This window comes from uncultured Rikenella sp., from assembly GCF_910579375.1.
In the GTDB taxonomy this organism is placed as follows: Bacteria; Bacteroidota; Bacteroidia; order Bacteroidales; family Rikenellaceae; genus Rikenella.
Window position 1 is genome coordinate 1 of record NZ_CAJTUJ010000099.1, and the last position, 6,910, is coordinate 6,910.

General features: G+C 55.6%; 7 protein-coding genes. 5 read left to right on the plus strand and 2 right to left on the minus strand.

Translation table 11 applies throughout. The annotated features are described in order from the left end of the window. Positions 1-447: 447 nt before the first annotated feature. Entirely contained in the window at positions 448-687 is a 240-nt protein-coding gene (locus QZ302_RS07695) for a hypothetical protein (protein ID WP_294594207.1), read from the minus strand. Between the two features lie 16 nt (positions 688-703). On the opposite strand from QZ302_RS07695, the gene tyrS reads away from it, so the two are divergent. The 5 genes from tyrS to QZ302_RS07720 all read left to right on the plus strand — a co-directional run bounded on the left by tyrS (position 704) and on the right by QZ302_RS07720 (position 5,923). Continuing rightward, entirely contained in the window at positions 704-1,996 is a 1,293-nt protein-coding gene (gene tyrS, locus QZ302_RS07700) for a tyrosine--tRNA ligase (protein WP_294594209.1), read from the plus strand. 400 nt (positions 1,997-2,396) lie between these two features. Further along, positions 2,397-2,921, plus strand: coding sequence for a TlpA disulfide reductase family protein (locus QZ302_RS07705; RefSeq protein ID WP_294594211.1), 525 nt, complete (start codon positions 2,397-2,399; stop codon positions 2,919-2,921). A 59-nt stretch (positions 2,922-2,980) separates the two neighbouring features. After that, positions 2,981-3,592: a ribonuclease HII gene (locus QZ302_RS07710; RefSeq protein ID WP_294594213.1), complete on the plus strand. Its 612-nt coding sequence runs from the start codon at positions 2,981-2,983 to the stop codon at positions 3,590-3,592. Positions 3,593-3,742: 150 nt separating this feature from the next. Next, the gene (locus QZ302_RS07715; protein ID WP_294594215.1) at positions 3,743-4,393 is read left to right on the plus strand and encodes a hypothetical protein; all 651 of its coding nucleotides are present in this window, start codon (positions 3,743-3,745) and stop codon (positions 4,391-4,393) included. Positions 4,394-4,411: 18 nt separating this feature from the next. After that, the gene (locus QZ302_RS07720; protein ID WP_294594217.1) at positions 4,412-5,923 is read left to right on the plus strand and encodes a hypothetical protein; all 1,512 of its coding nucleotides are present in this window, start codon (positions 4,412-4,414) and stop codon (positions 5,921-5,923) included. Positions 5,924-6,015: 92 nt separating this feature from the next. Here the strand turns inward: QZ302_RS07720 and QZ302_RS07725 are convergent, their stop codons facing one another. Beyond that, positions 6,016-6,687: a Crp/Fnr family transcriptional regulator gene (locus QZ302_RS07725; RefSeq protein WP_294594218.1), complete on the minus strand. Its 672-nt coding sequence runs from the start codon at positions 6,685-6,687 to the stop codon at positions 6,016-6,018. Between the last annotated feature and the right edge of the window lie 223 nt (positions 6,688-6,910).

Below are 6,910 nucleotides of genomic sequence, written 5' to 3' on the forward strand. Positions count from 1 at the left end.
AGCATGAGGCTTGGATTTGGGTGGTGTTGGTGGCTGAGCCTTGAGCTGTGCTTATGCGACCTTTAGGTCGCCGTCCTCGGCGAGAGCGACGCATTAGCGGCGCGAGGGGGGCGCGCCGAGGACGAACTTCCGAGATTGGGGTTGTGAATGAGGTGTTGCTTTTGCGACTCGTAGAGCCGCGCGGGCCGGACGCCGCAGCCCGAACCCGACAGAATTGGGGCAGAGCATTGGCTGTGCTTTGGGGCGGGTTGGACGCCCGGGCGGAACGCAACGAACATAGTGAGTTTGCGGGCCTCCCGAGGGGAGGCGTCCGGCCCGCGCGGTTCTTCTAACCGCAGGATTCCACTCAAAAGTAGGGTAGATGTGGCCGCTTGAGGTAGCTTTCGGGTAGAGGCAGTCGGTTATTTGGGCCGAGGCGGCCAGTCTTCGAGTGCCTCTCGTCCCCGTTTATTCCGAGAGGCAACGCAACTGAAGACCGTGACCACGGTAGTACGTGCCGCTGGGGTAGAGGCTCTGCGTGTAGAAAGCCAAAAATATGCTGTTAGCTCCACTCGCCGAAATCGACCAGAGAGATCCCTCGAGCCCATTGCCGCCCAGCACGCCCGATCCCGAACTGCGGTAGCCCGGGGCGGAGCCTTTCCCGATATTCCGCCACAACACGGCTGAAAAAACGCTATCTTTACGCACAAAAAATCAAAAACCGATGGACTTTATCGAGGAACTCACCTGGCGCGGCATGATACACGATATGATGCCCGGAACTGTCGAACAGCTCAAAAAAGAGATGACCACGGCTTATCTGGGCTTCGACCCGACAGCCGATTCGCTGCATATCGGCCACCTCGTGGGCGTGATGATGCTCAAACACTTTCAACGATGCGGCCACAAACCGCTGGCGCTGATCGGCGGAGCGACCGGTATGATCGGAGACCCGAGCGGCAAGTCGCTCGAACGCAACCTGCTGGACGAAGAGACCTTGCGGCACAATCAGACCGCTATCAAAGCCCAGCTCTCCAAGCTGATCGACTTCGACAGCGACGCGCCCAATGCGGCCGAAATGGTGAACAACTACGATTGGATGAAGGGCCAAACCTTCCTCGGGTTTATCCGCGACATCGGGAAACTCATTACCGTCAACTACATGATGGCCAAGGACTCGGTCAAGAAACGGTTCAACGGCGAGGGAGAGGGGATGTCGTTCACCGAATTTACCTACCAGCTCGTGCAGGGATTCGACTTTCTGACCTTGTACGAAACCAAAAACTGCAAATTGCAACTCGGCGGATCGGATCAGTGGGGGAATATCACCACCGGTACCGAGCTCATTCGGCGGAAAGCCAACGGAGAGGCTTTCGCGCTGACCTGCCCGCTCATCAAGAAGGCCGACGGAACGAAGTTCGGCAAGACCGAGAGCGGTAATGTCTGGCTCGATCCGCGATACACGTCGCCGTATAAGTTCTACCAGTTCTGGGTCAATGTGAGCGACGAGGATGCGGAACGGTATATCAAGATATTCACCTTGCTGGACAAAGCGACGGTCGAGAGTCTGATTGCGGAGCATCGCGAGGCGCCGCATTTGCGGAAGTTACAGAAACGGCTGGCCGAAGAGCTGACGGTGATGATCCACTCGCGGGAAGAGTACGAACGTGCGGTGGCTGCCAGCTCGATTCTTTTCGGCGGAGGTGCCGAGGCATTGAAGGCGGCGGACGAGCGGACGATTTTGGAGGTATTCGACGGGGTGCCTCAGTTCGAAATTTCAGCCGCGGATTTGGCTGTTGCGAGTGGTGTGCCGTTTGCTGCGCTTTGCACGGAAAAGGCGTCGGTATTTGCTTCCAAGGGCGAGCTGAGGCGGCTGGTTCAGGGAGGCGGGATTTCGCTGAACGGCACTAAAGTGACGGATGCGGAACAGCCGGTGGCGACTGAAGATCTTATTTCCGGTAAGTTTCTGTTGGTGCAGAAGGGAAAGAAGAATTATTTCCTCCTGATTGCCAAGTAGAAACGGTTGACCGGAGTGAAGCGAGGTTGTCGCAGCGAAGTTTGTTTGAACTTGCGGGTATACCCGGCCAGAGCATCCCGCAGGGATGCGCTCTAAAGTTTTTTTGGTTCTTTTTGCCCGAAGCCTCCCGCCGCGGAGGCCCGCAACTGACGTTGCTGTGGGCCCCGCAGGCTTCAGCCCAATAAGGCAATTGCGCTTTTGCAGATCTAGTTGCGCCCCCGTTGGCGGCGAGCTGCTTGAACAAGGCGCGCCGAGGACGAATGTGATGCCGACCTACGTGCTGATCGACCCGCAGGGGACGATCGTCGGACGCTGGTACCCCGGGCAGGGGGATTTTCAGGATCGGATGGTCGAACCGTATCTGAAAAAGACAGAATAACGCATATAAATCGCAACGAAGATGATGAAAAGATGGTTGTTCGGAGTGCTCGCGCTGTTGGCAGCCGGCACCGTGTCGGCGCAGGAGCCGACGGAAAAGGTCGAAGTGGGCGACAAATTCCACGATGTCGAGTTGCACGACACGGACGGGAACTACTCCTATCTGTCCGATTATGTCGGGCAGGAGGGGAAGTATCTGTTGGTGCTGTTTTGGACTTCGAACTGTCCGCGGTGCCATGCCTCGTTCCCGGAGGTGGCCAAATATGCGAAGCAATATGCCGACAAACTCTCGGTGGTCGGGGTGATGCTAAGCGACAACCACGCCGGCTGGATGGAGATGTACAAATACCGGAAACCGTTTGCGTGGCCCAATCTTTCGGACGGTAAATTGTTGAACGAAGGGGCGGCGGTGCCGTACGGGATCGGTCTCTATCCGACCTTCGTGCTGGTGGAGCCGAAGGAGGGGCGGATCGTGCGGATGTGGAGCGGCTTTAAACTCGATCGTTTTCAGGCCGAAATGGAGCCTTATTTTGCGCCGGTACGATAGATTCGAGGGTTCTGTTGTTGCGGGATTTTTTGTGGCTTATTTGAGCTGTTTTTGAGGCTATGCTGGCATTGAGTCTGTACGGTGGGGTCGAGGTGGGGCTCGACGAGGCGGGGCGGGGGCCGTTGGCCGGTTCGGTATTCGCCGGAGCGGTGCTGTTACCGGTCGATTTCCGGGACGAGCGGCTCGACGACTCGAAGAAGATGAGCGAGCGCGATCGGTATGCGGTGCGCGAGGTGATCGAGCGTGAGGCGGTGGCGTGGGGAGTAGGGGAGGTGTCGGCGGCCGAGATCGATGAAATCAATATCCTGAATGCCTCGTTCCGGGCGATGCGGCGGGCGTTCGCCCAGTTGCAGGAACGGTTGCCGGCGGGTGTCGAACCGGAACGGCTTCTGGTGGACGGCAATCGGTTCCGACCGGGGCAGTTGCTGATTCCTTACGAGTGTGTGGTCAAGGGGGATGCGAAACTGGCGCCGATTGCGGCGGCTTCGGTGCTGGCCAAGACCTGGCGGGACGACTACATGCTGCGTCTGCATGACGAATATCCGGTCTACGGATGGGACCGGAACAAGGGCTACCCGACGGAGTCGCACCGGGAGGCCATTCTGCGGCACGGTCTGTCGCCCTATCACCGGCGGACGTTCTGCCGCCGGTTCCCGCTGTTCGGGGAGTGATTACATCTGTTTGCAGCAGTTGGAGAGTTGGATAAGTTGTTGGTATTTATTATATTGCCCACAACTTATCCATTTTTTTTGTTTAATGCCGGGGCGGAACTTCTTCGTTCAAGAGTTTTTCGGCCCTGCAAATTCTAAAACAATCTTGTCATGAAGCTCAAATTTTTGAGAGGTATGGCCGTTGTTGCGGTGCTCTCCGTAGGTTCTCTTTCGGCACAACATGTTGATTTAAATCGGGTTTTGTATCGTTCGGTGACGGAGCGGGTGCAGTTGCCGTTGGTTTTTTCGACGCGTGACAGCCTGTTCGCCCTCTCTTTGCCGACGGCCGACGAGGGGCCGGCCGAGGTTTATGTCCAGCTTACGGTCGGTCGCAACGGCCGGGTGAAAGAGAAGAAGACCCGGGTGAGTGCGAATCACGTGGGAGTTTATGTTGCTCCGGCGTTTACCGCCGCTGCGAAAGGTTTGCAAATTGACCGGGATTCGGTTCCTGCGCTGGCGGGTCGGGATACTTCGGTGGTGCTGACTTTCCCACTAGAGTACCGCTGTGTGCTGGATACGATGACTCGGGCGTGGCCTAATGCGGGTGAAGAGTTGCAAAAGATGTTACGTGAAATTAATACAAATACTTATCCGAGTATGCTCCGTTCGAATGGAATCCGTCCGATGACTCTGGAAGAGATAGATTTCGCCGGTCGGCAAGCAACGTCTTTTGTTATTTCGCATGCGAAATGGGAATATAAGCAGTTGGAACCTACCCGGATTTGGTACTACTTAATCTTTCTTGGCGATTCGAAATACTAACCTTTAGTCTTTGTAATTATGAAAACTTTACAAATATGCTGTATAGGGCTGGCCTTGGTGGTTGGCTGGTCGTGCACGAAAGAGCGACCTTACTCCGATCCGAGTGAACGATCGGAACATGCAATCGCTGAAGCCCGGGCTTGTTATGAAAGTACGGCTGCGCCGTTGACTAAAACGGTGGCGGGGCGGGAAGTACCCATCAAACCGCTTCCGGGGGAGATGGTGCCGTTGTGGGAACGGGCGGTCGCGGTGGTGTTGTCGGACGGAACGTCATGGGTCGATGTGCCGATAGAGGCTGCGATCACCTATACGGCGGTTCGGGGCGGCCTTCACGATCATGAGGAGGGGGAGACTTGCGGACAGGACCATTCGGCGGTTCAGGCGATTCAGAAACTGTCGGTTTATACGGCTGCGGACGGAGGCCGACAACTGTCGGTCGTTACAATTGTCCCGAAGCCGGATTGTATGATGGATGTGACGGGGTTCTCTTCAGCGACGGGATTGGCGGGATTCAGCGGTTTCGCCTCATGGCATGACTTGGCGGCCAACCTGATTCGGGTGGCCGGTTATGAGCATGGGGTAAAAACAACCTGCGTCAAAGCAACGGGTGCCGATTGGGCGGAGATCGGTGCGGTGGTGGGGAATACGATTTTATATCCATACCAAATTAACTCCATATCCTCTATAGTGATTACAAAAGCGGGGTGGTGTAATATCTGTGGAGAATCAGATTGTGCGAATCCTAATGATATGGGGAAACATTGTTTATTGTGTGGAAAATATGATCCTAAAAATGAGCCTTGGGAAAAATCCGAATGTATTTGTGCTCGTTGCGGCACCTGCGGGCGACGTTTCAAGGGTACTGGTGGGATGACTGTTACGTGTACCTGCGGAAACAACTTTACACCGGCGGTTTGTAAGATTTGCGGCGAATTGGTCTGCATCCATTTGTTCAGCGCGGATAAGTCAGACACGCCGGTTCCCGTTCATGACCCGGTGACGGCCCATTCGGCGATGTTCGATGAGTTTTTCGGCTCACGCTACTCCTCTGATCTGATACGGATGATGAAATTGACCGACCAGATGATCGACAGGGATTATCGGTACCAGGGGAACGAATATATACATGGGATGTATGTGTTGGAGGATGGTGCTCTTCAATCTGCCGTCCGGGCCGAGGCTCGCGCCAAAATGCGAAACCATTTTATTCGCTACGTCAAAGGTTTTGTTTTGTCGCGCGATCTCTCGTCGTTGGCCGAGGGGTTGCATCCGGTGCTGGATTCCTATGTCGATATACAGACGAAAACAGAAATATTGAATTATTATTCCTATCTCCCTCCGATCCAGATCGTCCACGGGATGAATACTTCGCCTTATGTTCACAATCCGACGCCGTGTATGGAAACTTTGAAATACATCTATACAGAGTTGCTGAACATGAACGTATCGACGTCGGAAACGGAGCTCGGCGCGTTGTTCGATGCGTGGGAAAAACGAGCTCAGGGTGGTTTGGTGGATCCGTTTATCTAATCGCTGTTAGCGGATAAAGATCGCCCCGGACTCTGCGGCACAATAAGCGCAGAGTCCGGGGCGAAAGGCGTATTGAGGCGATGTAAAAGCCGCTATTGCGGTGCCACCATCGCTTCCAAAGCCCGCCGGTTGCGAATTACGATCGCATTTTCCGCCAGCTCGATGGTGCCCCGTTTGGCAAGTTCGCCCAAGGTCTGCTCCAGCGCATTCCGGGTGATGTCCAGTTCGTCGGCCATCTTTTCAAACCGAAGGGGGACGGTCTCTCCCTCGCTGGCCGACACGGAGGAGAGCAATAACGCCGCCACTTTCTCGGTCAGCATCAGGACGGAGAGGGCGTAGATCTTCCGCGAGAAGTAGTTGGCCCGGTTCGAGATGATGTCGATGAAGTTCGACAGCACGACGGTGTTTTCCTGCATCATTTCGAACAGGGCGCCTCGGTGGAGGGTCATGATTTCGGTGCCGTTTTCATTGGCGGTCACGTCGATCGGAAGCCGGTTGTAGCCGCCGAACAGAAACGCGGGGGCGATGAGCTGCGGGGCGGGGATGTTGTCGATTACGCGTCTCCGGCCGACGGCGTCGGTCACTTCGCCGCGCACGGAACCGCGCAGGATAATCATCAGGCCGGAGTAAGCGGTGTCTCGCCGGGCGATGGGGGCGTTTTCGGCATAGGTCTCGGTGGTGTAGGCGGAGCGGGACAGCAGGTCGGTGATGGTCTGTTCGTCTAAACCGCGGAAAAGGGGCGATTCTTGCAAAATGGGAAACATAATCAATAAGTTTTATCTGTCTTTGCCCTGTATGGTGCTGTTCTTTTTCTGAAGAAAAAGAACCAAAAAGACTTTCGACGGATGCTTGCGCATCCTCCAGCTGCCGACGGCCTAAGTCTCGGTTGGTTCGTTGGGCTGTGGTTTTCCGGCGCAGCGCGCTAAATAATTGGGCATGATACCCTAAGCGCGCTCGCCGAGAAAACCCAGCCCGACAGATTCACGA